Here is a 25,512-nt window from a genome sequence, read left to right as displayed (position 1 = left end):
CGACTCCTGAGGAGCCCCGTGCCCGACACCACCCTCCGCCACCGCCTCTTCGGCCGCGGCAGCTTCCCCGAGGCCACCCGCATCGCCGAGGTGCTGCGCGCCGAGACCACCGGCGGCGTGCTGCTCATGATCGGCGCCGCGGTCGCGCTGGTCTGGGCCAACTCGCCCTGGGCCTCGTCGTACGCCGGGCTGCGCGACACCGTCGTCGGCCCGAGCTCACTGCCCCTCGGCCTCCACCTCGACCTGAGCCTCGGCACCTGGGCCGCCGACGGCCTGCTGGCGATCTTCTTCTTCGTCGCCGGCCTCGAGCTCAAGCGCGAGTTCGTCGCCGGCGACCTGCGCGACCCCCGCCGGGCCGCGCTGCCGGTGGCGGCCGCGGTCGGCGGCATGGCGGTGCCCGCCCTCGTCTTCGTCGCGTGGAACGCCGGCAGCCGGGCCGACCTCGCGGGCTGGGCGATCCCCACGGCCACCGACATCGCCTTCGCCGTAGCCGTGCTCGCGGTGATCAGCACCCACCTGCCGACGGGGCTGCGCACCTTCCTGCTGACGCTCGCGATCGTCGACGACCTGCTCGCGATCACCGTGATCGCGTTCTTCTACACCGACACGCTCCAGCTGTCCTACCTGGCGCTCGCCCTCGTGCCGCTCGCGGCGTTCACGGTCCTGGTGCAGCGCCGCGTCCGCTCGTGGTGGCTCCTGCTCCCCCTCGCCGCCCTGACCTGGGTGCTCGTGCACGAGTCCGGCGTCCACGCCACGGTCGCGGGCGTCCTGCTCGGCTTCGCCGTACCCGTCGTACGCCGCGCGCCCGGGGACGGCCCCGGCCTCGCCGAGCACTTCGAGCACGTCTTCCGTCCGCTCTCGGCGGGCTTCGCCGTCCCGGTCTTCGCCTTCTTCGCGGCCGGGGTCACCGTCGGCGGGCTCAGCGGGTTCCTCGACGCGCTGCGCGACCCGATCGCGATCGGCATCGTCTGCGGCCTCGTCGTCGGCAAGGCGGTCGGCATCAGCGGCTCGACGTACCTCCTCGCGCGCTTCACCCGCGCCGACCTCGACGACGACCTGTCGTGGGTCGACGTCATCGGCCTGTCCCTGCTGGGCGGGATCGGCTTCACCGTCTCGCTGCTGATCGGCGAGCTCGCCTTCGGCGCCGGCACGCCGCAGGACGACCACGTCAAGGTCGGCGTCCTGTGCGGCTCGATCGTCGCGGCGCTGCTGGCCACGGTCGTGCTGCGCGGGCGCAACCGCGTCTACCGCCGACTGTGCGAGGAGGAGGCCCGCGACGACGACGGCGACGGCGTGCCCGACGTCTACCAGCGCGAGCGCGGCTAGCGAGTGCGCTCGGCGTACGTCGTCGCGGCCGAGTGCACGGCGAGCACGTAGGCGTCGCTGTGGTTGTAGGCCCGCACCGCCGCCGTCCACCCGGCAGCGGTGGTCAGGTCGTAGCCGGTGCCGCACAGGTACGCCGCCGCAGCGGCCGCCGCGTCGTCGAGGTCCTGCGGGTCGGCGACCCCGTCGCCGTCCCCGTCGCGGCCCCACTGCTGCCAGGTCGAGGTGATGAACTGCATCGGACCCGTGGCGCGGTCCCACGCCCCGTCGACGGGGATCGCCGCCACCGGGCCCGTGCCGTCGAGCGCGGGCCCGACGATGGGCGTCGAGGGTCGGCCGTCGGCGCCCACCGTCCGCCCGTCGATGGTGGCGTGGTGCGACTCGACCCAGCCGATGCCGGCCAGCGTCGTCCAGCCGAGGTCGCAGCCCTCGGGCGCACCGAGCGTCGCCCGGGCGTACGCCGCCACGGCGGGCTCAGGGATGCCCGCCGCGAGCGCCGTACGGCGGACCCAGGCGGGGTCGGCTGCCGCCGGCGCCACCGGAGTGCGCGAGGCCGAGCGCGACGTCGGACCGGGCTCGGGAGCGGCCGCGGGGGCGACGTCGGCCGGCGGACCCGAGGTCAGCAGCACGGGGTCGGAGGTCACCGTGCGCTGCTGACCGAGCCAGGCGACGGCGCTGAGCACGGCCAGGCCGACCGCGACGAGCAGGACGGAGCGGAACCTCACCCGCTCAGCCGAAGCGGCCGTTGACGTAGTCCGACGTGCGCTCGTCCTGAGGGCTGCCGAACATCGCGTCGGTGCGGCCGTGCTCGACGATCACGCCGGGTGTGCCGTGGGCGGCGAGGAAGAACGCACAGGTGTCGGAGACGCGCGCCGCCTGCTGCATGTTGTGGGTGACGATGACGATGGTGACCTCGCGGGCCAGCTCGACCATCGTCTCCTCGATCACGCGGGTCGAGGTCGGGTCGAGCGCCGAGCAGGGCTCGTCCATGAGCAGCACGCGCGGCTTGACCGCGAGCGAGCGGGCGATGCACAGACGCTGCTGCTGACCGCCGGAGAGACCGCCACCGGGCGCGTCGAGGCGGTCGCGCACCTCGGTCCACAGACCGGCGCGGGTCAGGCAGGACTCGACGAGCGCGTCGCGCTCGGACCGGGAGGCCTTGGTGCCGGTGAGCTTGAGCCCGGCGAGGACGTTCTCGCGGATGGACATCGCGGGGAACGGGTTGGGCTTCTGGAACACCATGCCGATCGCGCGGCGCGCGTCGATGAGTCGGCGCTCGGGGTCGTAGATGTCCTCGCCGTCGAGCAGCACCTCGCCGGCCAGCGCGGCCGAGGGCACGAGCTCGTGCATCCGGTTGAGGATGCGCAGGAAGGTCGACTTGCCGCAGCCGGACGGGCCGATCAGGGCGGTGATGCCGCCGGCGGGCATGGTCAGCGAGACCCGGTCGAGCACCTTGCGCTGACCGAACCACGCGGTCACGCCGACGGCCTCGAGCTGGGCCAGGGCGGGCGCGTCGGCGGGTACGGCGGGCAGCAGGTCGGTGGCGGTCTCGTCCTGCGTCGGGGTGCTGGTCACGGTGTCTCCGGTGCTCGTCTCTGGATCTGGACCGCCCGGGCCCGGGCGAGCACGTCGGCTCGCCCGGGCCGGGCAGGGTGGTGCTGGGGTGGAGCGGGTGCTACTTCTTCTTGACGACCTTGACGACCTTGATGGTCGCCTTCGCCGTGCTGGCGTTGCCGTTGTTGTCGCCCGCCCAGGTGATCGTCAGCTTGTTCTTGCCGGGCTTGAGCTTCTTCAGCGTCACCTTGGCGACGCCGTTCGACAGCGTTCCCTTGCCGACGGTCTTCTTGCCGAGGGTCACGGTGACCACGCCGGAGGCCTTGGCGCTGGAGCCGGCCAGCGTGACGGTGACCGTGCCCTTGACCTTCTTGCCGGCCTTGGCCTTCTTCGGGAACTTCGCCGAGATGCTCGAGGCGACCTTCGTGGCGGTCGCGGAGACGACGCCGGCGCCGGTGCCCTCGGAGGTGGTGAACGCGGTGTTGGCGGCCGGGGTGAAGACGGCGCGGTAGGTGTGCGTACCCGGGGTCGTCGGCTGCACGCGGACGGCCTGGCCGGAGCTCAGCGGGACGCCCGAGGCGAGCAGGGTGGAACCCTCGTAGAAGGCGACGGTGCCGCTGGGGGCGGTCGAGCCGGTCACGGTCGCGACGATGCGAGCCGAGGAGGGAGCCACGCTGGTGACGGTCACGCCGGTCTTCGTAGCGACCTGGGCGACGGTGAAGTTCGTGGTCTGCGCCTGGGTCGCGGCGCCGCACACCCCGCCCTGGGTCGGGCGGAAGAGCTGCTTGAAGCCGGCCTGCTCGATGAGCGGCTTCGCGGCCGCCGAGCAGAAGTACCCGTTGCTGCCGAACGCGGCGGTGAACTCGGGCTTGGCGACGTCGGCCTGACGCACGACGTTGTAGACCGCACGGTTGGCAGCGAAGCCGCCCTCGACGCGGACGGTGCCGGCGAGGTTGGCGCGGCCCTCGGAGAACGGTGCAATGGCGTTGGGGTCGTTCTGGATGTCAGCCGGGTTGTGCTCCTGGGTCGGGGTGACCGACCCGGCGAGGCTCACCGGCACGCCGTTGTTGGCGACTGCGAGCTGAGCGGTGAAGAAGTCCCGGGTGCCGGAGTTGGTCTGCGGGATGTAGGGCTTGATGACACCCGGCGTGCCGCCGAGCTGGCTCCAGTTGGTGATGTCGCCCTCGTAGATGTCCACGATCTGAGCGGGCGTCAGGGAAGCCGGCGCGTTGGAGGCGACGCTCTTCGACGTGACCATGACCAGGGTGTCGAGAGCGTAGGGGAACGCCTGCAGCTGCCCGGCGATCTCAGTGTCGTTCAGCGGAGAGGAGGAGCGCGCGAAGTCGATCTGTACGTTGTTGTTCGCGCCGTAGAGCAGGCGCTTGCCGCCTCCCGAGCCGTTCGGCCGGGTGATCTTGGTCCCGTCGGGCAGGGTCACCTGGCCACAGGTCGTCGGGGTCGCGCACGCCGCGTAGGTGAAGATCGAGGCGCTGGGGTTGGTGGCGTTGTAGGCGTCCGAGACAAGCTTGACCGCGTGCTGGGTGGTGTCCGACCCGGCGCCGAGCAGCTGAGCGGCCGTGGGGACTGCCGTGCTGGTGTCGTCGGGCTGCGGGTCGGTGGCCTCGGCGAAGGCCGCGGTGCCGGTGAGCGTCAGGACCGACGCGGTCACCGCGGTGGCGGCGATGCCACCGAGGAAGGAGCGAATGCGCATCTGGAGTCTCTCCAAGGACGAGGCCGAGAGCGGCCGGGTGGGTGGTGCGGTGGTTTCTGGTGCGGGATGGTGCGGGATGGTGCGGGTGGTGCGTGCGGGCAGGCGGCTCAGACCACGTTGGGCAGGAGCCGCATGACCACGTCGGTGGTCGACCAGGCCAGGGCCAGGGCGACGGGGGTCGCGACGATCCACACCAGGGGTGCGGACCAGCGCTGACGGGCGGCGACGATCCCGAGCGTCACCGCCAGGAGCAGCGCGAGGTGCAGTGCGAGCAAGGGGTAGACCCCCGGGTCGTTCTGCATCAGCTGCTCGGACTCGGGCACCGCGGTCGGCAGGCCCGACGGCGGGTTGAACCCCTTCGGGGCGTCGGCGTCGACGTAGAGCACGTCGCCGGGGGTGAGCGCCGCCAGCGGGCCGGAGCCCGTCGCGGTGGCGAGCACCAGACGGCTCTGGCCGGCCGGCAGCGGCTGGGGCAGCGGGTCGCCAGCACGTCGTACGTCGACGACCTCGTAGGTCACGCTCCCCTGCGCCATCGTCACGTCGATGGTGTCGCCGGGGCGCAGCTCGCCGATCTCGGCGAACGGCGCGCCGTACGTCGCGGCCCGGCCCATCACGACGGAGGTGCCGGTCTGGCCGGGCAGGACCGTGCGGCGCAGGTGGCCGGGGCCGGCGAGCGTGTCGGCGGACGACGTGCCCTCGACGACGACCTGGGAGACGCCGAGGCGCGGGATCGACAGCAGAGCCACCGGGTCGCCGACCGGCACCGTCGGCCCGACCGGGGCGACGATGTTGGGGTCGCCGGCGATGCTCGTGCGCAGCTCGCTGTAGAGCAGGTCCTGCGAGCGGGCCTGGGACAGGCCGCTGAGGAACAGCACCTGCGCGAGCACCCAGAGGCACACCAGCGCGACCATGGCGCCGCCGGCCGAGACCACGGTCCACAGGTCGTCGCCGGGGCGGGGCGGGCGGGCGAGGGACGGGGCCGGCGTCGGGGTCGCCCGACGGCGGCGCGCCGGCGTGGGGGCCGGAGCCTGCGGCGCGGTGACCGAAGCCTCGGTGCCCTCGCGGTCGGGGATGGTCGCAGTCATGACAGCGGACCCCTCGGACGGACGAACAGGCGGACGGCCGTGGTGAGGGCCATGCCGAGCAGACCGAGCACGAGCAGGACCGGCACGGCGCGGTTGCCGAGCTCGGAGCTCACCGCCTGCGTGGGTGGCATCGCGACCGGCTCGGCCACGACGGTCGGCGCCGCCGAGGTCGGCACGGCCTCGACCGGCTGGTCCGTCGGCACGTCGCCGCTGGGGACCTCGGTGACCGACCCGGTGTCGACACCGGTCGAGGTGTCGACCGGCGGGGTGCTCGCCTGCTCCGTCGGCGACGGCTCCTCGCTCGGGGCCGGGACCTGGGCCTCGACGGCGTCGGCGACGTCCTGCGCGGTGCGGTAGAGCTTGCCGGTGGCGCCGGTCCTGCGCACCGGCAGGAAGCCGGCCGGCAGCTCGCCGTTGCCCGCCCCCTCCTGCTGCCCCTCGGTCGTCGCCGTCCGGATGAACAACGCCACCTTGGCGGCGTCGGCCTTCTCGAGCTCACGCAGCTTGGCCGCGGTGTAGACGACCATCGTGCCGGGGTAGGCCTTCTTCGACCGGCGTACGTCGGCCTGGTCGAGCGTGTAGGCGCGCGTCAGTGCGTCGAGCACGGCACCCGTCGGGGGCTTCGGGTCCGCGGTGGGCGCGAGGCGCGCTGCCGGATCGGACTGGCTGGCCTCCGACCCGTTGCCACCCTTGCCGCCCTTGCCGCCTGTCGCCGGCGCCTCCTGCTGCATCAGGTCGACGGCAGCGGCCAGCGAACCCTTGTTCGGCGTGACGAAGGTTCCCTCCTTTGCCTGCAGCGCCGCGGTCTTGATCCCGTAGCGCGCCGCGTCCCCGAGGCTGATGACGCCGAGCATGAACCGGGACCCGTAGGTCTGCCGGTCGACCCTGCTCTGTTTGAAGGTGTTCGTGGTGGGGTCGAACTCGCACTTGGTCTGCACGTTGGGCCAGCCGTCGAGCAGGGCGTCCGAGACCTTGCGCAGGGCGGTCACCGGCGCCGCCAGCTGGGTGAAGTAGACGGTGGCGGTGTTCTGCTTGCACGTGTCAGAGGTCTGCGGCACGAAGGTGTCCAGCAGCGGCCACTCCTCACGCGGCAGCTTGATCTTCTTGTACGCCGGGTTGACGACCATGCCCCACGGGTCGGGCTTGCCGTCGACGAAGTCCATCGCCTTGCGGTCCTGCGCGATCCAGTCTGTGAGCTGATCGACGATGTCTGACTCGTTCGACAGTGACAGCAGAGCTGCTCCGGCCTCCTGAGTTGTCTGGCTGAGACCGGGGTTCAGCTGCTGGAACTCGGGGTCATTCATCATGGCCAGCGGGTTCGCCGCCATTCCGGGGTGTCCCCGGCCCAGGTCGGAACCCAGGTAGGACTGCGTCAGCAGCTTGGCGACCAGGCGCGGGGTCAACTTCAGGTCGCCGTACTCCCCGGCGTTGTCGGGGCGGTCGATGTTGTAGCCGATCGCGAAACCAGTGACGGCGGTCGGCGCCATGCCGACCGGCTCGGACCCGGTCCGCTTGTGCGCCGAGGACACGAAGGCCGCGACGCCGCCGCCGCTCTCCATGAGGTTCCAGCCGGCCGCGTCCGACATCTGGTTGAGCTGGAACTTGAAACGCTTCTTGTCCAGGCAGTACGCCGGCGACCACTGCAGGCCCGCCTGCGCCATCAGCTCTGAGCCGTAGAAGCCCGTCGGCGGACGGGGGTCGAGCACGTCGCAGGTGTCGGGCGGCAGGCCCATGGTGATCGGGATGCTCAACCGGTTCGCCCAGTTGGAAGCCGACCACCACAGGGCCGGCGACACGGCCTGGTCGACGCCCTGGTTGGCGAAGTTGCTGGTGCCCGGAGCGAACTGACCGCCCTTCCGGCACGCAGAGTCGGAGACCGAGGCCGGGATGGCGGGGGCGTCGCAGGAGATCCCGTTGATCGGGATGACGACGATGGAGCAGGCTGTCTTGTCGTTGCAGCCCAGCGACTCGTTCTCGACGTCGCTGCGCACCTCGAACTGCACCGAGCCGGCGCCGCTCTCGTCGGTGAAGGCCGCGATCTCGGCGGGGGGGAAGGCTGCGCCGACCGCTGCCTCGGGCGGCATGTGCGCGCTGTCGCACGCTGCATAGACCTTGCCAGAAGCGGCGACGAACGGCGTCAGGTGTGTGTAGAGCTCGGCCGCGTCCGCAGTCGGGCACTGGTCACTCGGGAACGGGTCCATCCCGGAGATGCGTGCCTTCTGCGAGGGGTCGGCGGCGGCGTCGTGGATCCACGACGCCTCGCCGTCGGACCTCGCGATCTGCGAGCGCTGAGCGACCGAGCCGGTCCAGCAGGTCTCCGGGCGCACCTGCTGGTCGAGGGGCAGGCTGGTGTCGTCGGTACCGCGGCACTGCAGGATGACGACGGGGTACTCCTGCTGGAGTCCCTTCTCGCCGTAAGGGTTGGAGGCGCGGCCGCCGCTGGGCTGCGCGCCGGTCCAGCTGATCTGGATCCGCTGACGTCCGCGCAGCTCCTTGGTCTGCGACGCCTCCACCGTGACGGTGTTGGCCGGGAACTCGTAGGTGCTGCCGTCGTCGTTGACGAAGGTGCGCGTCAGCGTCTTCGTCGTGGTGAACGATGAGTCCGAGGCGCGCTGGACCGGGTCTGCCTGCGCAGGCAGGACCGCGAGCCCGAGCCCCGTCAGGGTGGTGACGGTGCTGACGATGAACGCGAGGGTCAGGGCGAGGCGGCGGTCCATCACTGCCCCCGTCGCACAGGCCGGCGGCGCAGCTTGGTGGCCATCACGCCGGGCATCAGGACGAGCGCGACGAGGAGCAGCGCCGCGACCCAGCTGAACGTCTTGGTGTCCGCGGGGCGCGCGGCGGCGAGCTCGGTCGGCACCGGGAAGTCCGCGGCGGCGGCCTGCGGCTGAGTCGCGGTCGTGCCGGTCGTGTCCGTCGTCGTGGTGCCGGTGTCGGCCGCCGGAGCAGCCGGGTCGACCGGTGCGGCCTGGACGACTTCGCCTGTCGTCGAGTCGACCACGGGAGCGGTGTCCGTCGGTGGTGACGTCCCGTCGGCCGCCGGCGCCTGTGAGGTGCCGTCGGTGGGCTGCTGCCCGTCGGTCGAGGGCTGGTTGGTGCCGGTGTCGTAGCCGCACGGGCCCGCGCCGGTCTTGTCGCACGCCGCGGGCTGCGGGGCGATCTGCGCCAGCTTGTTCTTCGACAGGTTCTTGCCGTCGAAGGTCGGGTTGTTGCAGGACTTCACGTCGCGCGAGGTCAGGTCGACCGCCGGATCAGCCGTCTTGAGCTTGGCGATCTGGTCGAAGCCGGCCTGCACCAGGTTGAGCGGCAGCGGGCTGTAGCCGTAGGGACCGGCCTTGGTCTGCCCGGCGCACAGCGAGTAGTACATGAAGTCGGCGAGCGTCTGCCGCTTGGCCGTCGTCATGCGCGGGTCGGTCGAGCCCGTCGGGATGATCATGTAGCTGTAGCTGGAGATCGGGTAGGCCCGCGGGTCGGCGTTCGTGTAGACGTTGTCGAGGATCTGCGTCAGGTAGAGCGGGCTGTTGGGGTCCTGGTTGATCTGGGCCTTGGTGAGCGCGACCGCGGTGTTGTACTGCGTCGGCTCGACGTAGTAGCCCGCCTTGTTGAGCACCTTGACGACCGGGTAGTCCTTGTTGAGCGGGTAGGAGTACTCGACGTAGCCGATCGTCCCGTTGCCGGCGAACCCGGCGATGGTGTTCATGACCTGGTCGGAGCCGGCCTGGCCGATCGCGCGGCCCTGACGGGGGTAGTACGACGTGAGCCCGGACTTGCCGTAGAACGGCCGCCAGATGCTCGGGTACGACTTGTCCATCCAGAGCGTGAACTGCGCCGTGGTGCCCGAGCCGTCGGAGCGGACGACGGGCGTGATCGGCAGCGACGGGAAGGCGCGGCCGTTGTTGTCCGCGGCGATCGCCGGGTCGTTCCAGTTGGTGATCTGGTTGGTGAAGATCTTGGCGATCGTCTCGCCGGACAGGCGCAGGTTCTTGACCTGCTGGCCGCCGATCTTGAGCTGGTAGGTGAAGGCCGTGCCACCCGCGACGATCGGCAGGTAGGCGAACTGCCGGCCGTTGCTCGTGTCGGCGTTCCCCTGCTCGTCGGTGCCCTGGTAGGGGATCTCGGAGATCGCGAAGTCGGTGCTGCCCTGCGCGAAGTCCTTGCGGCCCTTCGACGAGCCGCCGCCGGTGTAGACGACCTTCATGCCGTTGGCGTCGACGTCGGCGATCCACTGCTGGACGATCAGCTCCGACCAGGTCGAGCCGGTGCCCTCGATCTGGGCGTACGTCGTGCGCAGGGCTGGGGTGGCGGGCCCCACCGTGCTCGCGGCGGCGAACCCCACGGGGGCGATCAGGCAGGCGGCCGCGACGAGCAGGCTGAGCAGGGCGCGGATGCGGGTGCGGCGGGTCACCGGGACTCCAGGTCGGACGGGCGGCGGCGGGCCAGACGGCTGCGCAGCGGTGGGCGGTTGCCGCGCGGGCGGGCGAGCACGCGGGCGAGGGTGAAGAGGATCAGCACGAGGATCAAGAGGGCGGTGGCGGCGGCGAAGGCGCGCTCGATGGCGACCGGCTCCCCGCTGCGCACGTTGGAGTAGATGAAGAGCGGCAGCGAGTTCATGACGCCGTCGGTGGGGTTGGTGACCAGGAACGCCGCGGCGCCCGAGGTCAGCAGCACCGGGCTGGTCTCCCCCACGCCGCGGGCGACGCCGAGGATCACCGCGGTCGCGAGGCCGGGGCGCGCGGTCGGCAGCACGACGTGCCACACGGTGCGCCAGCGGCTGGCGCCGAGCGCGAGGCTCGCCTCGCGCAGGCCGCCCGGCACGACCCGCAGCACCACGTCGGAGGCGCGGGCGATGATCGGCAGGATCATCACCGAGATCGCCAGGCCGGCGGCCAGGCCGGAGCGCGGCTGGCCCAGGGCGATGATGAAGACGGTGTAGACGAACAGGCCGGCCACGATCGAGGGCAGCGCGGTCATCGCCTCGACGACGGTGCGCACGATGCGGGCGAACTTCCCGCCGACCTCGGTCATGAAGACGGCGGTGCCGATGCCGAGCGGCAGCGTGATGAGCAGCGCGATGCCGAGCTCGATCGCCGACCCGGTGATGGCGTGCACGACGCCGCCGGTGTCGAAGCCGTCCTTGGGCCCGACCCCGCTCATGTCGTCGGTCCAGAAGTTCAGGTGCAGCAGCGGGCGCCAGCCCCGCAGGGCCACGAAGACCACCGTGCTGACCACCGCGGCGCCGACCAGCAGCGCCGCACCGGTCACCAGGGACTCGGCGACCCGGTCCTTGACCTCGATGCGCCCGCCGGTCATCCCTGCGGTGACGGCACTGACGGCGACCCCGAGGACGAACCACGCGATGAGCAGCCACGGCAGCCCGTCGAGCGGCAGCAGCCGCTGCGTGACGACCCAGGCGAGGCCGAGCCCGGCCACCCAGGAGCCGACCTTGGCGAAGCGCTCGTCGGGGCTGGCCTTGCCGAGGCCCAGGCGCGGGACGACCGGCGCCGCGTCCTCGTCGTACGACGGGAGGATCGTGGCGGGCGGCGGCGCGACGTCGTACGTCGGGGGCTGGGTGGTGGAGGGGGTCGTGGAGGGCGTGACGGTCATCAGTCGACCCCCGCCCCGGAGCGGCTGCGGTTGACGACGACGGCGGCGCCGGTGTTGACCACGAGCGTGATGAGGAAGAGCACGAAGCCGGCGGCGAGCAGCGCGGACAGCTGGGAGGTGCTGGCCTCGCCGAAGCGGCCCGCGATGAGGGAGCTGACCGTCGAGGTGCCGACCTCGAGGATGCGGGGCTTGACCTCGAAGGCCGGCGACACGATCAGGACGACCGCGATGGTCTCGCCGAGCGCGCGGCCCAGGCCGAGCATCGTGCCGCCGATGATCCCGCCGCGACCGAACGGCAGCACGACGGAGGTGACCATCCCCCACTTGGTGGCGCCGAGGGCCAGCGCCGCCTCCTTCTCGCCGGGCGGGGTCTGCGAGAACACCTGGCGCATGACCGCGCACGCCATCGGCATCACCATCATCGAGACCGCGATGCCGGCGCAGAAGGCGCTGGAGACGTAGCGCGTGGCGTCCCAGGTGGCGGCGTTCGGGTCGGTGTCGGCGACCTGGAAGATCGGGATCCAGCCGAGGTGGCGCTGCAGCCACAGGGCGAGCTCGGCGGCGTGCGGCATGATCAGGAAGAAGCCCCAGAGCCCGTACACGATCGAGGGCACCGCGGCCATCAGGTCGATCAGCGCGACCAGCGTCGACTTGATCCGGGCGGGGGCGTACTCGCTGATGTAGAGCGCGGTGAGCAGCGCGAGCGGGAACGCGAAGAACATCGCGACGAGCGCGACCGAGACCGTGCCGCACAGCACGGCGGCGATGCCGATGACGTCCTGGTCGGGCTGCCACTGGCTCTCGGTGAAGAAGCTCCAGCCGTAGCGGCGCAGCGTCGGGTAGGCCTGCCAGGCCAGGAAGGCGCCCACGCCACCGGTGATCACCAGCACCGAGGCGCCGATGGTGCGCGCGCTCGCGGTGAAGACCGCGTCCGCGCCGGTGGAGGCGCGCGACAGGCGTCGCGGGCTCACCTGGGCCAGCTCGGCCTCAGGCGTCGGGATGGTGGTCACGTGTTCTCTCAGCGGGTGTCCGGGCGCGCGGACGGGTGCCGCGCGGGTCGTCCCGAACTGTGAGGAGGGCGCCGGAACGAAACCTGCGGCGGTGGTGAACGCGGAGCGAACAACCGTTTCCCGCGCGACCAACGGGTCAGGGGAACGACCGGCGGCATGGCCCGAACGGGTCACCCCGGGTGACCCGCGCCGTGACGCCGACTCCGGGCGGTCGCTCGCCGTTCACCGACGGCGCCACCACCGGCCCCCGACACGTCGCCCGGTCGTCGCCCGTCGTTCCCCGCCGCTGCCTAGTTTCGCGCCGTGAGCAGCAGGTCGATGCGGGCCGACGGCAGCCGGCGCCGCGGACTGCCCGACGCCCACGCGTGGGCGCACGACGCCTGCCGGCGCTGCGGCATCCGCCGCCGTGAGGAGTGGGTCCTCGACCGGAGCGGCCAGGCCGTGCTGGCCCTGGTGTGGACGGGACGCTCGGGCGACTTCCGGGTGCAGCCCTTCCCGCCCATGCGCGGGCTCGTGCCCGAGCAGGTCCCCGACCAGACGCTCGAGCAGGCGTTCCCCGGTGTGCCCGTCGGCGGCGAGCCGCCCTGCCGCGCACGCTGAGGCGCAACCCCGTCCGCTGACAAGCCCGACCGGACTTTCACCCCCAGAGGTGGACGTAGGCCTCCACCGCCCTGGCTAACGGTGTGACAGACGGCCCCGGTCCGGGAGGGGCCCCACCGCGGAGGTACGCCGATGACCGTCACCCCGATCCGCACGGCTCGTCAGACGAGCAGCCGGGCGGAGCGCAGCCGCCTGACCCACGACCTGCTCCTCGCCGCCCACGCGTCCGACGACGAGGTCGAGCGCAACCGGCTGCTCGACGAGGTGATCCTCCTCAACCGCGGCGTCGCCGAGGCGGTCGCCGCCCGCTACCGCAACCGCGGCCTCTCGTCCGACGACCTCGAGCAGACGGCGTACGAGGGACTGATCAAGGCGGTCCGCAAGTTCGACCCGACGGTGCGCCCGGACCTGCTGACGTACGCCGTGCCGACGATCCGCGGCGAGATCCAGCGCCACTTCCGCGACCACGGCTGGACGGTGCGACCGCCCCGCCGCATCCAGGAGATGCAGTGGCGCATCAACCGCGGCGTCGAGACCCTGGCCCAGGAGCTCGGCCGCGAGCCGTCGGACGACGAGCTGTGCAGCCACGTCGGCTGCACCCCGGCGCAGCTGCGCGAGGCCGTGGCGGCGTTCGGCACCTTCACCCCCGCCTCGCTCGACCGCCCGCTCGCGGGCCAGGACACCTTGACCGTCGGCGACACGCTCTCCATCACCGACGAGACCGAGATCGACCAGGTCGACGCCGTCGCCCTGTTGCAGGAGGCGCTGCCGCACCTGTCCGAGCGCGACCGCGAGATCGTGCGGATGCGGTTCTTCGAGGACCGCACCCAGGCCGAGATCGGCGAGGCGCTCGGCATCACCCAGATGCAGGTCTCGCGGCTGCAGTCGCGGATCCTGCGCGACCTGCGCCGTCACCTGGAGGGCTGACGTTCCCGCCATCGAGCGCACCGTCACGGTCGACACCCCGGTCGACACGGTATTCGCCTTCATGGCCGACTCCACGAGCACCGAGCGGTGGGACCCGCCCACCGTCTCCACCACCCGCACCGCGGGCGACGGCGGCGTCGGCACGACCTACCACACCGTCACGAAGATGCTCGGGAGCACGCAGGAGATCGACTACACCGTCCTCCAGCGGGAGGAGGACGCCCTCCTCCAGCTCGAGGGCGACGCCGGCTCCGTGAAGCTCCTCGACACCATCCGGTTCGAGCGGACCCCGGAGGGCGGCACGGCCGTGCACTACCGCGCGGAGTTCCACCCCGTCGGCCTCGCCAAACTGGCCACTCCCCTGCTGCCGCCCGGGCTGAAGATCCTGGGTGACCAGGTCGCCAGCACGCTGGAGGACGAGCTCCGGGGACTCGGGCGAGGCTGAGCCGGCCGGGTCAGGACCGCGCCGGTCGTCCCCAGTCGGGGTGCGACCGCAGCAGGGCCGCGTGCGCGGCCTCGACCTCGGCAGGCACGTCGACGTGCGCCAGGAACCCGGCTCCGCGCGGGCCGTAGCCGCCGGCGTCGTCGCGCAGGCGGGGCACCTCGCCCACGACGAGCTGCACCCAGCGCTCGCGCGGCCAGGTGTCGCGGCCGTCCGGGCCCGGACGGTTGACCGCCCGGGCCTCGGGCCACACGAGCCTGAACACCGCATCCATCCGCCGCTGCATCGTGGGGTCCTGGACGAGCCCGACCGTCCGCGGTGACAGACCGTGCTCCTCGGCCACCGCCTTGGCCCGCGCGACGTTCTCCCCGCAGTTGGTCGACTCCCGCTCGAGGAGGACGTCGGTGACACCTCGGCGCGCGAGGTGGCGCGCCACCATGTCGGCCTCGGCCTCGTCGTCACGGCCCCCGACGATGGACTGCAGCACGTCCGTGGTGTGGCCGCGGCCTCCCACGACCATCAACCGGCCCACGCTCCCCCGGCCGACCGCCTCGACCACGCCGTCCCACGCCGTGGGCAAGGACCCGCCGAACAGCAGCAGCAGGTCGACGTGGTCGGGTTCGGGATCCTCCAGCGCCAGCCACGCCGCGATCGTGTCGAGGTGGTGTTCGTCGGACGTCACGGCTCAGTGTCCACCGGGAGGCCGACCGCGGACGCACGACGCCGCCGGACCCGCGGCGGGTCCGGCGGCGTCGTGAGCAGAGGACGTCAGGGTCGGAACACGACCTTGACCATCCCGTCCTCCTTGGCCTGGAACTTCGCGTAGGCCTCGGGGGCCTCGTCTAGCGAGAGGTGGTGGGTGGCGAAGGACTCGACGCCGAGGACGTCCTCGTCCTGGTCGAGGAGGGCGAGGATGTCGTCGGACCAGCGACGCACGTTGGCCTGTCCCATCTTGACCGTGACCTGCTTGTCGAACATCGAGAACAGCGGCATCGGGTCGGTCGCGCCGCCGTACACGCCGCTGATCGAGACGGTGCCGCCGCGGCGCGCGGCGTCGAACGCCGAGTTCAGCGCAGCGAGGCGGTCGATGCCGGCCTTGAGCATGAGCGGCTCGGCCACCGCGTCGGGCAGCAGGCCGACGAGCTTGTGCAGCGTCTTGGCGCCGCCCGAGCCGTGCGCCTCCATCCCGACGGCGTCGATCACGGAGTCGGCCCCACGGCCCTGGGTGAGCTCGCGGACGCGGTCGCCGAGGTCGCCGGTGTCCATGTCGGCGATGTCGATCGTCTCCGCACCGCGGGCAGCGACGCGGGCGAGCCGCTCGGGCACCAGGTCGACCGCGATCACGCGGTGGCCGCGGTGCAGCGCGATCCGGGCCGCCATGTCGCCGATCGGACCGGCGCCGAGCACGACGAGCGTGCCCCCGTCGGGCACGTTCGCGTACTCCAGCGCCTGCCACGCCGTCGGCAGCACGTCGCTGAGGAAGAGGTAGCGGTCGTCCGGCGGGCCGTTGCGGACCTTGATCGGACCGTAGTCGCCGTGCGGCACGCGGAGGTACTCCGCCTGGCCGCCCGGCACCTGGCCGTAGAGCTTGCTGTAGCCGAGCAGGCTGGCGCCGGTGCCCTGCTCGGTGTTCTGGGTGGTCTCGCACTGGCTCTGCAGGTCGTGGGTGCACATGAAGCAGTGCCCGCAGCTGACGTTGAACGGGACCACGACGCGATCGCCCACGTCGAGGTGGGAGACCCCGGAGCCGACGGCCTCGACGACGCCCATCGGCTCGTGCCCGACGATGTCGCCGGGGGTCATGAACGGACCGAGCACCTCGTACAGGTGCAGGTCGGAGCCGCACAGTCCGCTCGAGGTGACGCGGATGACGATGTCGGTCGGCTCCTGGATCGTCGGGTCGGGGACCTGGTCGACGCGGATGTCCTTGGGACCTTGCCAGGTGACTGCACGCATGCCGGGCCGGTGTCCGTCACCTGCGGGCTGACGCCCACCCCGCAGGGTGAAGCCGTCCGGTCAGCCCTCGGGCGGAGGCTCGGGTGCACCCGGGTCGCCGTCCCCGCGCGTGAAGAACGAGATGCGGCCGTCGGCCTCGAGCACGGCTTACTCGATGTGGTCGACGTGCCGGATGCCCTGCTCGCGTGCCGCGACGAGCAGGTCGCCGATGGACAGGCGCTGGCGCGCCATGGCGGCCTCGTCGAGGTGCCCGTCGTGGGCGACCAGGACCGGGCGCCCGGTCACGACGTCGCGGGCGCGCGGGAAGCGCCACTGCACCCACGACAGCCCGACCGTCAGCAGCGCGAAGGTGCCGACGGCCAGCACCGCTGCGGTCACGGAGTAGTCCTGCTGGGTCACCGCCTGCTGCACCAGGTCGCCCATGGTGACGTAGAGGAGCAGCTCGAAGGTGCTGAGCTCCCCCAGGGTCGAGCGCCCCACCGCCCGCGTGACGGCCCACAGGAAGACGAAGACCACGACGGTCCGCAGCACGATCTCCATCAGCACGACCCCCTCAGCACGACCCCATCAGGGCAGCAGCCGGGTGCGGAACGTCACCGGCGCGTAGCGGCGGCCGCCGCTGAGCACGGCGAGGGTGGCGAATCGGCCCCGCTGAGCGGCAGGCTGGACGTAGGCGTCGAAGCCCACCACCAGCTCGTCGCCGGAGGGCGGCGCGTCGAAGGCGAGGTAGAGCGTGTCACCGTCGCGCCGCGACGACGCCGGCTCCGGACGGAAGCCCTGGGACTCGTAGAGGTCGAGGTAGTCGCCGGTGATCACCAGGGTCACCGGGGTGTCCGCCGGGAAGCCGCCCTCGTGCCGCACGGTCGCGGTCCACGGTACGTCGAGACCCGCACGGGCGACCGCGGCGTACTCCAGGTGCAGCGACCACTCCCCCTCTCGCGCGGAGGCGTCGGCCGAGCGGACGCCGAGCAGCCCGGCGGGGCCTGCGAGGACGACCGCCAGCAGCAGGGTCACGAAGCCACGCCGTCCCCACAGCCCCACGACGTCCGCGCGGGAGCCTTCGAGGCCTTCGAGGACGCTCACCGGGGCAGCCACTCCTCCAGGTGCTCGCGCAGGTCGTCCAGGTCGACGTAGACCCCGGCCGCGCCCGCCTCGAGCAGCTCGGCCCGCGAGGTCCCGCCCGTCAGCACGGCGTACGCCGGGAGCCCGGCACGCTGCGCGGCACGCACGTCGTGGACCGAGTCGCCGACGACGCACGCGGCGCCGGTCTCGAGGTCCTGACCGAGCCGGTCGAGCGCGGCCTGCACCAGCTCGGGATCGGGCTTGGACTCCCCGGCGTCCTCGGCGCTGGTGGCGGTGTCGACGAGACCGTCGTCCTCGGCGCCCTCGTCGACCCCCAGCAGCGCGAACGCGTGGTGCGCGTGCTCAGGGTTCGCCGAGCTCGCCAGCGCCACGGCCACCCCGCGGTCCTTCAGCGCAGCGAGCAGCTCGCGGGCGCCGACCAGCGGGCGCACCTCGTCGATGACCGCGTCGAACTCGTCCTTCCACCGGGCCCGCACCTCGTCGCCGAGGCGCTCCTCGACGTCGTCACCCGCGACCTCGCCGACCAGACGGTCCCCTCCCATCCCGATCGCGCGGTGCACGCGCCACAGCGGCACGGTGACGTCGTGGGCCGCGAAGGCCCGGGACCACGCGAGGACGTGGTGGTAGTTGGTGTCGACGAGCGTGCCGTCGACGTCGAGGACCACGGTGGGGTCGGCGCTCATGGCGCGCGGGTACCCACCTCGACCAACCCCACCGCGAGCGGTTACCTGCCCCCCATGAGCCCCGGAATGCACTCCGTCCCCCACCCCCACGACCCGCCGGCCGAGCGCCGCGACGAGATCCCCGACCTGCCGGCCGACGAGCACGTCGACGCCGGTCGCGTCGCCGAGGACCTCGCCCTCGAGCCCGAGGAGAAGCAGAACGCCACCGACGGCCAGGACGGCCCCGACTCGGGTACCAGCCCGGCATGACCCGCTTCGGCTACACCCTCATGACCGAGCAGTCCGACCCCCGTGACCTGGTGACCTACGCCGTGGCCGCCGAGCGGGCGGGCTTCGACTTCGAGGTCTCGAGCGACCACTACTCCCCCTGGCTCACCGAGCAGGGCCACGCGCCGTACGCCTGGAGCGTGCTGGGCGCGATCGCGCACGCCACCGAGTCGGTCGAGCTGATGACCTACGTGACCTGCCCGACGATGCGCTACCACCCCGCCGTCGTGGCGCAGAAGGCCGCGACGATGGCGCTGCTCTCGGACAACCGGTTCACGCTCGGCCTGGGCAGCGGCGAGAACCTCAACGAGCACGTCGTCGGGGCCGGCTGGCCGGCGGTCGAGACCCGCCAGGAGATGCTGGAGGAAGCCGTCGAGATCATCTCCTCGCTGTTCGCGGGAGACCTCGTGACCTACCGCGGCGACCACTTCGACGTCGACGCCGCCCGGCTGTGGGACCTGCCCGACGAGGCGATCCGCATCGCGATCGCGGTCTCGGGCGAGCGCAGCGTGGAGCGGTTCGGCCCGCTCGCCGACGACCTGGTCGCGGTCGAGCCGGACGAGGAGCTCATCACGCGGTGGAACGCCGTCGAGGGCGCGGACCGCATCGGCGACGGCGCCCGGGCCATCGGCCAGATCCCGATCTGCTGGGACCCCGACGAGGACGCCGCCGTCGAGCGCGCGCACGCGCAGTTCCGCTGGTTCGCGGGCGGGTGGGGCGTCAACTCCGACCTCCCGACCACGGCGGGGTTCTCCGCGGCGACGCAGTTCGTGACACCCGACGACGTCGCCGACAACATCCCCTGCGGCCCCGACCTCGACGCGATCGTCGACGCCGTCTCGGAGTTCTGGGAGGCCGGCTTCACCGACGTCGCGCTCGTGCAGGTGGGCGACGAGGGCCAGGACCGGTTCCTCGTCGAGGCGGCCGAGCCGCTCCTGGAGAAGCTGCGCGCCGCCGCTCCCTGAGCCTCGAGACCAGTCGTCGGGACCGGCCCTCAGGACTCGGGCTCGTCGCCCCCGAGGGAAGCGGTCATGTGGTGCTGCACGCCCCACAGGACCGCCTGGGGGCGACGGGTCACGCCCATCTTGCGGTAGGCCGTGCGGATGTAGGTCTTGACCGAGTTGATGCTGAGGAAGGTCTGCTCGGCGATCTCCTCGTTGGTGAGACCGCGGGTGATGAGGGCGACGATCTCCGCCTCGCGCACGCTGAGGCCCTGGGCGCGGCCGGGCCAGTCGGCGCCCGAGGGGGCCTTGGTCCGCGATGACGGCTGCGGGGAGACCTGGGTGCCGGCGCTCACGCGCTCGAGGGCCTCGACGAGCTGCTCGGCCGGCAGGCCCTTGAACAGGTAGCCGGACGCCCCCGCCTCGAAGGACGCCCGCACCAAAGGCTCGCTGAGGTTCCAGCTGTAGACGGCCAGGTGCCGGCTGCGGGTGCGGGTCAGCAGCTCGCCCACCCGCATGGTCGGGCCCTGGGCCCGACCGAAGGTGTCGTAGAGGACGACGTCGGGTCGCTGGCGCGGCCCCGCGGTCAGCGCGACGCGCTCGCCGAAGGGCTGGAGCAGGTGCTGGACCCCCGCCACCACCAACGGGTAGTCGTTGACGACGCTGACGAGCACCGGTCGTCGACCGGTTCCGCCCTTAGAGGCTGTGTGGCTCGTCACCGCCCGCCGGTGTCCTGAACTCCCGATCCCATGCGCCCCACGAGTACGCCACCCCCAGGGGTGAGCAGACTGTGCTGAGACCCATCTCTAATGGAAGGGTCGGCAGTCGTGCCGACGCACGACGCGGCGTCCGCACCAACCGGCGCTGCGACACCCCCTTCTGGGAAGGGGGTTCAGAGATGAACTCCACACGCACGCGTTCCACCACCCCCACTCTCACCCGCGCCGAGCGCAGCCAGCGCACCGACGAGCTGCTCCGCGAGGCGCACGACAACCCCGACGACGTACGCCGCGAGCAGCTGCTCGACGAGGCCGTCGTCATCAACCTCGGCGTCGCCGAGGCCGTCGCCAACCGCTACCGCAACCGCGGCGTGCCCGACGAGGACCTGCGCCAGGCGGCGTACGAGGGGCTGGTCAAAGCCGTCCAGCGCTTCGACCCCACCGTGCGCCCCGACCTGCTGACCTACGCGGTCCCGACCATCCGCGGCGAGGTGCAGCGGTGGTTCCGCGACCAGAGCTGGATGGTCCGCCCGCCGCGTCGCCTGCAGGAGCGCCAGTGGCAGGTCAACCGGAGCATCGAGCGACTGACCCAGGACCTCGGCCGCCTGCCGACGGGCGACGAGGTGAGCAGCGACGTCGGGTGCACCGCCGCGGAGCTGGCCGAGGCCGAGGCGGCGTACGGCTGCTTCGCCCCCGCCTCCCTCGACCGCTCGCTGACCGACGAGGCCGGACCGACGCTCGGCGACGCGCTCGCGGCGGACGACGACGGCGGAGCCCAGGCGGCCGAGGCCCGCGCCACCCTCGCCCCCGTCGTGGCGCACCTCAGCGACCGGGACCGGCGCATCCTCTACCTCCGGTTCTTCGAGGACCAGAGCCAGAAGGACATCGGCGCCGAGCTCGGCGTCACGCAGATGCAGGTGTCCCGGCTGATCCAGCGCATCCTCGACGACCTGCGCGACGAGATCGGCCCCGTCGCGGTGCCCGCCTGACGTGACGACCGAGACCGTCGACTTCCGCGGGCTGCGGATCTCCTACGACGACCGCGTGCTCGCCCCGCGCATCTGGACCGCTGCGCAGTCGGAATGGGCCGCCGAGCTCATCCGCACCGCTCCCCCCGGTCCGGTGCTGGAGCTGTGCTCCGGGGCCGGCCACATCGGGCTGCTCGCGGTGCACCTGGCGCCCCGCTCGCTCGTCTGCGTCGACGCCGACCCGGTGGCCTGCGACTACCTGCGGCAGAACGCCGCCGCGGCCGGCGTACCCGTCGACGTCCGGGAGGGCCGGATGGACGCCGTCCTCGGTGCCGACGAGCGGTTCGCCGTGGTCATCGCCGACCCGCCGTGGGTGCCGACGAGCGGTGTTGCGGAGTTCCCGGAGGACCCGGTCCTCGCGATCGACGGAGGCGACGACGGGCTCGACCTCGTCCGCTCCTGCCTCGCCGTGGTCGCGGGCCACCTGCTGCCCCAAGGCTCCGCGGTGCTCCAGGCCGGTCCCGACCAGGCCGACGCCGTGACCGCGCTCGTCGAGGACCACCCCGACCTGAGGGTGGCCGAGACCCGGGCCTTCCCGCGCGGCTCGCTGATCCGGATCGACCGCGCCTCTGGTGGTTGAGGAAGGACGGAGTCGTGTCTCGAAGCCACTGCCGACGGGCGTGGTCTCGAGACGGTCCTAGCGGACCTCCTCAACCACCGGCACGGTGGTTGAGGAAGGACGAGGTCCTGTCTCGAAGCCACGCCCCAGGTGGCGCTACGGCCGCAGCTTGGGCGGCAGCACCTTGTGGGTGCCGTCGCACCAGGGCTTCGAGGCCGACTTGCCGCAGCGGCACACGGCGCTGACCGGTCGCGTGGTGGCGTGGCTGACGCCGTCGTCGTCGACCACCACGTGGTCACCGCGCAGCAGCATCGGACCACCCGGGCACATCACGACGTCGGGGCGGGTCGCGGGGCGGGTCACGCGGCCACGCCCCATCCGGAGAGCAGCCGGCGTGCCGTGCGGTCCTCGAGGTCCAGGCACGCCCAGGCGCCGAACCACACGTCGGCCTCGAGGACGGGCTCCTCGGCGACCAGCGCGACGCAGATGTCGCGCAGCGCGGTCTGCTCGTGCACCGCGTCGGCCTCGACGTGCTCGGTGTAGTACGCCGCCATCTCCGCGGGGAACCCCAGCCGGTCGAGCCCCTGCGCCATGCGACGCGAGGGCATCGAGCTGGTCGCCTCGAACGCCGCCAGGTGACCCAGCGCCGAGGCCCGCAGCCGGCGCTGGAGCCCGAACATCGACAGCGCGTTGTTCTGCTCGAGGATCTCGGCCGGAGCCTCGTCGACGTACGCCGCGTAGTCCGCGCGCAGCCCGCTGGCCTCCATTCCCTGGGCGAACAGCACGGCGTGCAGCCGGGCCGGGTCGCCGACGCCGTACTCGTCGAACTGCAGCTCGACGAGCGCCGCCTTGGGGCCGACCGGCAGGCGCGGTACGACCCAGGTCGTCGGGTCCGCCTCCTTGAGGTGGTAGACCGAGCGCACCCGCAGCAGGTCGAGCACCTGGTCCCGCGTCGCCGCGGTGTGCACGTGGCGGGCGATGGACGGCCCGTCGTGGTCGGCGACCCAGTCGAAGAAGTCGCGCTGGAGGTCGAGACCGTCCGGCACCCCCGGCCAGCGCTCGCGCAGCGCCGCCTCGAGGCGCTCCTCCAGCCGGCGACGCACCCGGAGCAGCTCGGGCTCCCACTCGGCGCGGTCGTCGACCTCGTCGAACCCGCGGTAGTGCAGCTCGTGCAGCGTCCAGAGGGTGATCGCGGCGTCGTCGTCGGACTCGGGTTCGGCGTCGATCCGCTCGACCGGCTGCTCGGGGAGCTCGCGCAGGGCGAGCAGCACGGCGTCGCTGAGGCGGCCTCGGGGCTTCGGGAGGGACGTCACCGCGTCCAGGTATCCGCGCCTCCGCGCCTCACCCCACCCACGGGGGTGAAGGTGAGGTGGCCCGGTCAGACGAGCTGGACGAGCAGCACGCCGTTGAGGGCGATGATCAGCGCCGCCACGACAGCGGCCGCCAGCGTGGTCACCTGCCGGTTCACCAGCCCGCCCATGAGGTCCCGCCGGCGCGTGAACAGCACGAGCGGCACCAGGGCGAACGGGATGCCGAACGACAGCACCACCTGTGAGACCACCAGTGCCCGCGTGGGGTCGATGCCGAGGGCGAGCACGGCCAGGGCGGGAGCGAGGGTGATGCCCCGACGCAGCACCAGCGGGATGCGGCGCTGGATGAACCCCTCCATCACGATCTGGCCCGAGAGCGTGCCGACCGAGGAGGCGGCGAAGCCGGAGGCCAGGAGCGAGAGCGCGAACAGCAGCGCCGCTCCCGCGCCGAGCTGGGCGCCGAACGCCGCGTGCGCGCCCTCGATGGTGTCGACGGGCGGGCCGTCCCCTCGCAGCGCGGCGGCGCCGATGACCAGCAGCAGCAGGTTCATGACGCCCGCGATCGACATGGCGCTCACGACGTCGATGCGCTGGCTGCGCACCAGGGCCCGTCGCTGCTCCTCCGTGCGCCGCACGTAGCGACCGTTGGTGAGCGCGCTGTGCAGGTAGATCGCGTGTGGCATCACCGTCGCGCCGAGCATGCCGGCGGCCAGCATGAGCGAGTCGGGGCCGTCGAAGCGCGGGACCGTGCCCTGGACGATCGCGAGCGGCTCCAGACCGCTGTGCGCCACGTCGTAGAGGAAGCCGATCAGGATGACGGCGAGCAGCCCGGTGATCGCGACCTCGAACGGACGGTGCCCCCGGCCGTGCAGGACCAGCAGCCCGAAGGCCACGAGGGCGGTGATGAGCCCGCCGACGACGAGCGGGAGGTCGAAGAGGATCTTCAGCGCGAGCGCCCCGCCCACGACCTCGGCCAGGTCGGTCGCGATCGCCACGCCCTCGGCCTGCAGCCACAGGCCCTTGTTGGTGCGCCGCGAGAACTCGTCGCGGCACAGCGCGGGCAGCGTCTTGCCGGTGGCGATGCCGACCTTGGCGGAGAGGTACTGGATGAGCATCGCCATCAGGTTGCTGACCACGACCACCCACACGAGCAGGTAGCCGTACGTCGAGCCGGCGGTCAGGTTGGTCGCGAAGTTGCCCGGGTCGACGTACGCGATGGCCGTGACGAACGCGGGGCCCAGCAGCGGCAGCGGTCCCCGGACCAGCGCTCGGGGGACGGTCCGACTGCGGTCCTGGAACATGAGGGCATCGTCTCCTGTCGACCGGCTGCCGGCGAGTGGTTCGGTGCCCCCGGGTGTCCGGATTGGACGACCGTCGAGCCAACTTCTCGAAAAATTTCCCACCAGGACCAATCCGACGGGCCGGGGGTACCGAACCCACCGCGAGGACGGCAGTGCACGCCTGTCCGGGATGCAAGCCCACGACGTGGGTCCTCGTCCAGATCCCTTTCTTGATCGGAGAGCACATTGTTCGGCAAGGCAGTAGTCACCGACATGATCAACCGCAGCGCGGAGAACGAGGCGGACCGCCGCTCGTTCCTCAAGGCTGCCGGTGTCGCCGGCCTCGGGACCGTCGGCGGCGCGACCGCCCTCGGCGCGATGACCGACGGCGCGATGGCCGCCCCCAAGATCACCGACGGCGCGATCCTCAACTTCGCGCTCAACCTCGAGTACCTCGAGGCGGAGTTCTACAACATCGCTGCGTTCGGCACCGGGCTGAAGAACAACCTCACCGGCGGCAAGGGCAAGAAGGGCGGTGTCGTCGGCGGCTCGGCGGTGCCGTTCAAGACCCCGGCCATCGCCAACTACGCCCGTGAGATCGCGATCGACGAGCTCGACCACGTGAAGTTCCTGCGCAAGGCCCTCGGCGGCGCCAAGGTCGCCCGCCCGGCCATCGACCTGCAGAGCAGCTTCACCGCCGCCGCCACGGCTGCCGGCCTGATCCAGCCGGGTCAGACCTTCAACCCGTTCCTCGACGAGGACAGCTTCCTGCTGGCCGCCTTCATCTTCGAGGACGTCGGGGTCACGGCCTACAAGGGCGCCGCTCCCCTGATCCAGAACAAGACCTACCTCGAGGCCGCCGCCGGCATCCTCGCGGTCGAGGCCTACCACGCGGGCATCGTGCGCACCGCGCTTTACCAGAAGGGCCTCTACGCCCAGGCGCAGGCGATCAGCGACGCCCGCGACAGCCTCGACGGCCGCAAGAACGACGACCAGGGCATCGGCACCGCCCAGGTGGCCAACCTGGTGCCGACGGACAAGAACGGCATCGCCTACTCGCGCGACCCGTTCCAGGTGCACAACATCGCGTACCTGACCGACAAGAAGGCCCGCAAGGGTGGGTTCTTCCCCAAGGGCACCAACGGCGTGCTCACCACCAGCGCCAACCAGCGCCGCAAGAAGGGCTGATCGTCGTGGTCGTCGTCTCCGCACTGGCCCTCGTGGCCTGGCTCACCGTCCTGCTGCGCGGCATCTGGATGGTCTCCCACCCCGTGCGACGTCCGGCCACGGCCCTCGCGCACAGCTGATCCGACCCGTCCGCGGAGTCGCCCGGCACCGGGCGACTCCGCGGACGTCGTCATTTCCGACCCGATGGTTGAGGAAGGACGAAGTCCTGTCTCGAAACCACTGTCGGTGAGGGTGGTTTCGAG

General features: G+C 72.1%; 26 protein-coding genes. 9 read left to right on the top strand and 17 right to left on the bottom strand.

From position 1 onward, the window contains the following. Positions 1 to 18: 18 nt before the first annotated feature. A complete protein-coding gene (nhaA, locus tag GRQ65_RS19560; RefSeq protein ID WP_337191900.1) occupies positions 19 to 1,326 on the top strand; it encodes a Na+/H+ antiporter NhaA in 1,308 nt (435 codons plus the stop codon). On the opposite strand, the gene GRQ65_RS19555 is transcribed toward nhaA, so the two are convergent. The 8 genes from GRQ65_RS19555 to pstC all read right to left on the bottom strand — a co-directional run bounded on the left by GRQ65_RS19555 (position 1,323) and on the right by pstC (position 12,287). Continuing rightward, positions 1,323 to 2,048 (bottom strand): lytic murein transglycosylase, encoded by a 726-nt coding sequence (locus GRQ65_RS19555; RefSeq protein ID WP_160879669.1) that lies wholly within the window; start codon positions 2,046 to 2,048, stop codon positions 1,323 to 1,325. The two genes, nhaA and GRQ65_RS19555, sit on opposite strands and share 4 nt — an antisense overlap. Before the next feature lie 4 nt (positions 2,049 to 2,052). Next, a complete protein-coding gene (locus GRQ65_RS19550; RefSeq protein ID WP_439331872.1) occupies positions 2,053 to 2,856 on the bottom strand; it encodes a phosphate ABC transporter ATP-binding protein in 804 nt (267 codons plus the stop codon). A 142-nt stretch (positions 2,857 to 2,998) separates the two neighbouring features. Next, complete coding sequence (locus tag GRQ65_RS19545; protein WP_160879667.1) at positions 2,999 to 4,588, bottom strand: PstS family phosphate ABC transporter substrate-binding protein; 1,590 nt, start codon at positions 4,586 to 4,588, stop codon at positions 2,999 to 3,001. 107 nt (positions 4,589 to 4,695) lie between these two features. Next, on the bottom strand, positions 4,696 to 5,673 hold the full coding sequence (locus tag GRQ65_RS19540; protein WP_160879666.1) for a sortase domain-containing protein: 978 nt from the start codon (positions 5,671 to 5,673) through the stop codon (positions 4,696 to 4,698). Next, entirely contained in the window at positions 5,670 to 8,390 is a 2,721-nt protein-coding gene (locus tag GRQ65_RS19535; protein WP_160879665.1) for a hypothetical protein, read from the bottom strand. Before GRQ65_RS19535 ends, GRQ65_RS19540 begins: the two co-directional genes overlap by 4 nt. Beyond that, on the bottom strand, positions 8,390 to 10,078 hold the full coding sequence (locus GRQ65_RS19530) for a phosphate ABC transporter substrate-binding protein PstS (protein WP_337191898.1): 1,689 nt from the start codon (positions 10,076 to 10,078) through the stop codon (positions 8,390 to 8,392). Before GRQ65_RS19530 ends, GRQ65_RS19535 begins: the two co-directional genes overlap by 1 nt. Next, positions 10,075 to 11,277, bottom strand: a complete 1,203-nt coding sequence (pstA, locus tag GRQ65_RS19525) for a phosphate ABC transporter permease PstA (protein ID WP_160879664.1) — start codon at positions 11,275 to 11,277, stop codon at positions 10,075 to 10,077. The genes GRQ65_RS19530 and pstA overlap by 4 nt, the downstream gene beginning before the upstream one ends. Then, complete coding sequence (gene pstC, locus GRQ65_RS19520; RefSeq protein WP_337191897.1) at positions 11,277 to 12,287, bottom strand: phosphate ABC transporter permease subunit PstC; 1,011 nt, start codon at positions 12,285 to 12,287, stop codon at positions 11,277 to 11,279. The genes pstA and pstC overlap by 1 nt, the downstream gene beginning before the upstream one ends. A gap of 303 nt (positions 12,288 to 12,590) precedes the next feature. On the opposite strand from pstC, the gene GRQ65_RS19515 reads away from it, so the two are divergent. From GRQ65_RS19515 to GRQ65_RS19505, 3 genes are all read left to right on the top strand, one after another. Continuing rightward, complete coding sequence (locus tag GRQ65_RS19515; RefSeq protein WP_160879663.1) at positions 12,591 to 12,887, top strand: hypothetical protein; 297 nt, start codon at positions 12,591 to 12,593, stop codon at positions 12,885 to 12,887. A gap of 132 nt (positions 12,888 to 13,019) precedes the next feature. Beyond that, on the top strand, positions 13,020 to 13,814 hold the full coding sequence (locus GRQ65_RS19510) for a sigma-70 family RNA polymerase sigma factor (protein WP_160879662.1): 795 nt from the start codon (positions 13,020 to 13,022) through the stop codon (positions 13,812 to 13,814). A 10-nt stretch (positions 13,815 to 13,824) separates the two neighbouring features. Further along, positions 13,825 to 14,259 carry an SRPBCC family protein gene (locus GRQ65_RS19505; protein WP_160879696.1) on the top strand — a complete coding sequence of 145 codons (435 nt, stop codon included), beginning with the start codon at positions 13,825 to 13,827 and terminating at the stop codon, positions 14,257 to 14,259. 10 nt (positions 14,260 to 14,269) lie between these two features. Here the strand turns inward: GRQ65_RS19505 and GRQ65_RS19500 are convergent, their stop codons facing one another. From GRQ65_RS19500 to GRQ65_RS19480, 5 genes are all read right to left on the bottom strand, one after another. After that, entirely contained in the window at positions 14,270 to 14,938 is a 669-nt protein-coding gene (locus GRQ65_RS19500; RefSeq protein ID WP_160879661.1) for an ElyC/SanA/YdcF family protein, read from the bottom strand. 86 nt (positions 14,939 to 15,024) lie between these two features. Continuing rightward, the gene (locus GRQ65_RS19495; protein WP_160879660.1) at positions 15,025 to 16,212 is read right to left on the bottom strand and encodes a zinc-dependent alcohol dehydrogenase; all 1,188 of its coding nucleotides are present in this window, start codon (positions 16,210 to 16,212) and stop codon (positions 15,025 to 15,027) included. Positions 16,213 to 16,359: 147 nt separating this feature from the next. After that, entirely contained in the window at positions 16,360 to 16,752 is a 393-nt protein-coding gene (locus GRQ65_RS19490; RefSeq protein ID WP_202388379.1) for a DUF421 domain-containing protein, read from the bottom strand. A 27-nt stretch (positions 16,753 to 16,779) separates the two neighbouring features. Next, positions 16,780 to 17,295, bottom strand: coding sequence for a hypothetical protein (locus GRQ65_RS19485; RefSeq protein WP_160879659.1), 516 nt, complete (start codon positions 17,293 to 17,295; stop codon positions 16,780 to 16,782). Further along, positions 17,292 to 17,978, bottom strand: a complete 687-nt coding sequence (locus tag GRQ65_RS19480; protein WP_160879658.1) for an HAD family hydrolase — start codon at positions 17,976 to 17,978, stop codon at positions 17,292 to 17,294. The genes GRQ65_RS19485 and GRQ65_RS19480 overlap by 4 nt, the downstream gene beginning before the upstream one ends. A gap of 54 nt (positions 17,979 to 18,032) precedes the next feature. On the opposite strand from GRQ65_RS19480, the gene GRQ65_RS19475 reads away from it, so the two are divergent. Both GRQ65_RS19475 and GRQ65_RS19470 read left to right on the top strand, forming a co-directional pair. After that, complete coding sequence (locus GRQ65_RS19475) at positions 18,033 to 18,227, top strand: hypothetical protein (protein WP_160879657.1); 195 nt, start codon at positions 18,033 to 18,035, stop codon at positions 18,225 to 18,227. Continuing rightward, entirely contained in the window at positions 18,224 to 19,210 is a 987-nt protein-coding gene (locus GRQ65_RS19470) for an LLM class F420-dependent oxidoreductase (RefSeq protein WP_160879656.1), read from the top strand. The genes GRQ65_RS19475 and GRQ65_RS19470 overlap by 4 nt, the downstream gene beginning before the upstream one ends. A 29-nt stretch (positions 19,211 to 19,239) precedes the next feature. Here the strand turns inward: GRQ65_RS19470 and GRQ65_RS19465 are convergent, their stop codons facing one another. Continuing rightward, complete coding sequence (locus tag GRQ65_RS19465; RefSeq protein ID WP_337191896.1) at positions 19,240 to 19,860, bottom strand: response regulator transcription factor; 621 nt, start codon at positions 19,858 to 19,860, stop codon at positions 19,240 to 19,242. A 224-nt stretch (positions 19,861 to 20,084) separates the two neighbouring features. On the opposite strand from GRQ65_RS19465, the gene GRQ65_RS19460 reads away from it, so the two are divergent. After that, positions 20,085 to 20,894 carry a sigma-70 family RNA polymerase sigma factor gene (locus GRQ65_RS19460; RefSeq protein WP_160879654.1) on the top strand — a complete coding sequence of 270 codons (810 nt, stop codon included), beginning with the start codon at positions 20,085 to 20,087 and terminating at the stop codon, positions 20,892 to 20,894. 1 nt (position 20,895) lies between these two features. Next, complete coding sequence (locus GRQ65_RS19455) at positions 20,896 to 21,513, top strand: methyltransferase domain-containing protein (protein ID WP_160879653.1); 618 nt, start codon at positions 20,896 to 20,898, stop codon at positions 21,511 to 21,513. A 135-nt stretch (positions 21,514 to 21,648) separates the two neighbouring features. On the opposite strand, the gene GRQ65_RS19450 is transcribed toward GRQ65_RS19455, so the two are convergent. From GRQ65_RS19450 to GRQ65_RS19440, 3 genes are all read right to left on the bottom strand, one after another. After that, positions 21,649 to 21,855 carry a CDGSH iron-sulfur domain-containing protein gene (locus GRQ65_RS19450; protein WP_337191895.1) on the bottom strand — a complete coding sequence of 69 codons (207 nt, stop codon included), beginning with the start codon at positions 21,853 to 21,855 and terminating at the stop codon, positions 21,649 to 21,651. Continuing rightward, the gene (locus GRQ65_RS19445; RefSeq protein ID WP_160879651.1) at positions 21,852 to 22,805 is read right to left on the bottom strand and encodes an iron-containing redox enzyme family protein; all 954 of its coding nucleotides are present in this window, start codon (positions 22,803 to 22,805) and stop codon (positions 21,852 to 21,854) included. The genes GRQ65_RS19450 and GRQ65_RS19445 overlap by 4 nt, the downstream gene beginning before the upstream one ends. A 65-nt stretch (positions 22,806 to 22,870) precedes the next feature. Next, positions 22,871 to 24,103 carry an Nramp family divalent metal transporter gene (locus GRQ65_RS19440; protein WP_160879650.1) on the bottom strand — a complete coding sequence of 411 codons (1,233 nt, stop codon included), beginning with the start codon at positions 24,101 to 24,103 and terminating at the stop codon, positions 22,871 to 22,873. Between the two features lie 252 nt (positions 24,104 to 24,355). On the opposite strand from GRQ65_RS19440, the gene GRQ65_RS19435 reads away from it, so the two are divergent. After that, a complete protein-coding gene (locus tag GRQ65_RS19435) occupies positions 24,356 to 25,270 on the top strand; it encodes a ferritin-like domain-containing protein (RefSeq protein ID WP_202388378.1) in 915 nt (304 codons plus the stop codon). Positions 25,271 to 25,512 lie beyond the last annotated feature (242 nt).

Source organism: Nocardioides flavescens, assembly GCF_009823805.1.
Taxonomy (GTDB): Bacteria; Actinomycetota; Actinomycetes; order Propionibacteriales; family Nocardioidaceae; genus Nocardioides; species Nocardioides flavescens.
Note: the sequence above shows the minus strand (reverse complement) of the source record. Positions and strands in the feature narration are given on the sequence as shown.

What these genes read in the sequence shown, in the direction of transcription:
- GRQ65_RS19495 (WP_160879660.1), bottom strand. Translation starts at nt 16,212, where the DNA reads ATGCGTGCAGTCACCTGGCAAGGTCCCAAGGACATCCGCGTCGACCAG.
- GRQ65_RS19475 (WP_160879657.1), top strand. Translation starts at nt 18,033, where the DNA reads ATGAGCCCCGGAATGCACTCCGTCCCCCACCCCCACGACCCGCCGGCC.
- GRQ65_RS19540 (WP_160879666.1), bottom strand. Translation starts at nt 5,673, where the DNA reads ATGACTGCGACCATCCCCGACCGCGAGGGCACCGAGGCTTCGGTCACC.
- GRQ65_RS19545 (WP_160879667.1), bottom strand. Translation starts at nt 4,588, where the DNA reads ATGCGCATTCGCTCCTTCCTCGGTGGCATCGCCGCCACCGCGGTGACC.
- GRQ65_RS19535 (WP_160879665.1), bottom strand. Translation starts at nt 8,390, where the DNA reads ATGGACCGCCGCCTCGCCCTGACCCTCGCGTTCATCGTCAGCACCGTC.
- pstA (WP_160879664.1), bottom strand. Translation starts at nt 11,277, where the DNA reads ATGACCGTCACGCCCTCCACGACCCCCTCCACCACCCAGCCCCCGACG.
- GRQ65_RS19480 (WP_160879658.1), bottom strand. Translation starts at nt 17,978, where the DNA reads ATGAGCGCCGACCCCACCGTGGTCCTCGACGTCGACGGCACGCTCGTC.
- GRQ65_RS19470 (WP_160879656.1), top strand. Translation starts at nt 18,224, where the DNA reads ATGACCCGCTTCGGCTACACCCTCATGACCGAGCAGTCCGACCCCCGT.
- GRQ65_RS19490 (WP_202388379.1), bottom strand. Translation starts at nt 16,752, where the DNA reads ATGGAGATCGTGCTGCGGACCGTCGTGGTCTTCGTCTTCCTGTGGGCC.
- GRQ65_RS19510 (WP_160879662.1), top strand. Translation starts at nt 13,020, where the DNA reads ATGACCGTCACCCCGATCCGCACGGCTCGTCAGACGAGCAGCCGGGCG.
- GRQ65_RS19435 (WP_202388378.1), top strand. Translation starts at nt 24,356, where the DNA reads ATGATCAACCGCAGCGCGGAGAACGAGGCGGACCGCCGCTCGTTCCTC.
- GRQ65_RS19460 (WP_160879654.1), top strand. Translation starts at nt 20,085, where the DNA reads ATGAACTCCACACGCACGCGTTCCACCACCCCCACTCTCACCCGCGCC.
- GRQ65_RS19440 (WP_160879650.1), bottom strand. Translation starts at nt 24,103, where the DNA reads ATGTTCCAGGACCGCAGTCGGACCGTCCCCCGAGCGCTGGTCCGGGGA.